The organism is Synechococcus sp. R55.3, from assembly GCF_047461975.1.
GTDB lineage: Bacteria > Cyanobacteriota > Cyanobacteriia > Thermostichales > Thermostichaceae > Thermostichus.
The window spans coordinates 12313-14373 of the sequence record NZ_JANSIG010000080.1 but is presented as its reverse complement, the minus strand read 5'-3'; the positions used below and the strand labels follow the sequence as shown (position 1 = coordinate 14373).

Below are 2061 nucleotides of genomic sequence, written 5' to 3'. Positions count from 1 at the left end.
CCCTTCATCAAGCTTTGGGGGCGCGATTTGTCTCTTTTGCCGGCTGGGAAATGCCGCTGCAGTATCGGGGAGTGATAGCAGAACATCGGGCAGTGCGGGAGAGGGTGGGGATATTCGACATTTCCCACATGGGCAAGTTCACCCTCTGGGGGCCGGAGCTGGGATCCCACCTCAGCCGTCTGGTTCCCAGCGATCTGAGCGCCGTTCCTGTGGGATCTGGTCGGTACACCGTCCTGCTCAATCCACTGGGGGGCATTTTGGATGATGTCATCTTCTACCGGCATCCACCGGAGGGTGAGCTGGAGCACTGGAGCGTGATCGTCAATGCAGCCACCCGGCAGAAAGATTGGGATTGGCTCAACCACCACTTCCAAGGGATCCCCGGAGTTAACCTGCAGGATCACTCCGATGCTCAGGTTCTGTTGGCGGTGCAGGGGCCGGCAGCCGAGGAGGTTCTCCAGCCCTTTTTAGAGGGATCCCTGAAGGCTTTGCGCCGGTTTCAGCACGGTCGGTTTGCCACAGCAGCGGGAACCTCGGGAGAGACTATCTTTGTGGCCCGCACCGGCTACACCGGAGAAGATGGCTTTGAAGTTATGCTCAGCCCCGAAGATGGCATCCGCCTTTGGGAGCAACTGATTCAGGCCGGCGTGCAACCCTGTGGGCTGGGCTGCCGCGATACCCTACGTCTGGAGGCCGCGCTCCATCTCTACGGGCAGGACATGGACGAGAGCACCACTCCCTTGGAAGCCGGCTTGGGATGGTTGGTGAACAACCCAGAAGACTATATCGGCAAGCCCGCCATCGAAAGCCAACGGGAGCAAGGGATCCCTCGCCACCTGGTGGGGTTTCGCATGCTGCATCCGGCCATCCCCCGCAGCGGCTATGCCATCTACGCTCCCAACTCCCCTGAGCCGATCGGACGGGTAACCAGCGGCACCCATTCTCCCAGTTTGGGCTACGGCATCGGCTTGGGCTATGTCGCTCCGGCTTGGGCCAAGGTGGGATCCCGGCTGGAAATTGAAATTCGGGGGCAACGCCGGCCTGCGGAAGTAGTGAAAAAACCTTTCTATCGTGCTCCGCACCGCTGACGGGAACAGGCGCAGGCTCCGGTTAACCCAGGGGGTTGAGCCGTTTGCCGGTCTTGGGAGTGGAGTATTCCTGCTGCAGCCGCCGCAACTTCCGCAAGGCCCGCCGTTCAATCTGTCGTACTCGCTCCCGCGAAAGACCGATGTGCTCCCCAATTTCCCGCAGCGTTAGACCTCTGGATCCATCCAGCCCATAGCGAGCCACAATGACCTGTCGCTCTCGTTCGCTCAGTTGGCCCACCAGAGCGCGGACTTCCTCTCGATGGGCAACCTGGGTTAGGTGTTCGACAGGGTCGTTGTCTTCATCTGGGATAAAGTGCTGCAGTTCGGTGCCATCTTCATCCCCTACCCCCACATTCAAAGACCGCATCTCTGCCATGTGGCGGGTGATCAGCTCACGGTAGTTATCGCCGATATCCAGAGAATCAAAAACTTCTTCTGCCTGGGGGCGGGATCCCCTTTCGGCAGATAACTCGCGGTAGCGCCGCTTCACCTGGGAGACTTTTTCGTACATGTGGGCCGGCAGACGGATCATCCGCCCCTTGTTCTGGATGCCCCGGTTCACACTTTGCCGGATCCACCAAGTGGCATAGGTGGAGAACTTGTAACCACGGGTGGGATCGAACTTTTCCACGGCGCGGGTGAGGCCGATCGTGCCTTCCTGAATCAAATCCAGAAACGGCAAGCCGCGATTGCGATAGCGCTTAGCAATCGACACCACCAAGCGAAGGTTACACTCCACCATTCGTTTCTTGGCTGCTTCCCCCTGCCGCAGGATCTGCTGCAGCTCTGCCAAGGGGATCCCCAACCGCCGGCTCCAATCTTCCACCGACTCGTGGGGCTGCCGCTGTTCTAGGAGCGCCACCATCCGCTGCACCTGGTGAGCCAAACGGAGTTCTTCTTCAGCGGTGAGCAACGAGTAGCGCCCAATCGTCTTCAAGAAACGCCCCACCGCATCTTGCAAGTCAAGACTTTC

Annotated in this window: 2 protein-coding genes; one reads left to right on the top strand and one right to left on the bottom strand. The window is 59.6% G+C overall.

Annotated features, from left to right (window positions below):
- Positions 1-1088 (top strand): glycine cleavage system aminomethyltransferase GcvT (gcvT, locus tag NW849_RS11575; protein ID WP_414357759.1); only part of this gene is annotated, 1088 nt, incomplete at its 5' end.
- Positions 1089-1110: 22 nt separating this feature from the next.
- Here gcvT and NW849_RS11570 read toward each other — a convergent pair.
- A partial coding sequence (locus NW849_RS11570; RefSeq protein ID WP_414357758.1) for a sigma-70 family RNA polymerase sigma factor occupies positions 1111-2061 on the bottom strand: 951 nt, incomplete at its 5' end.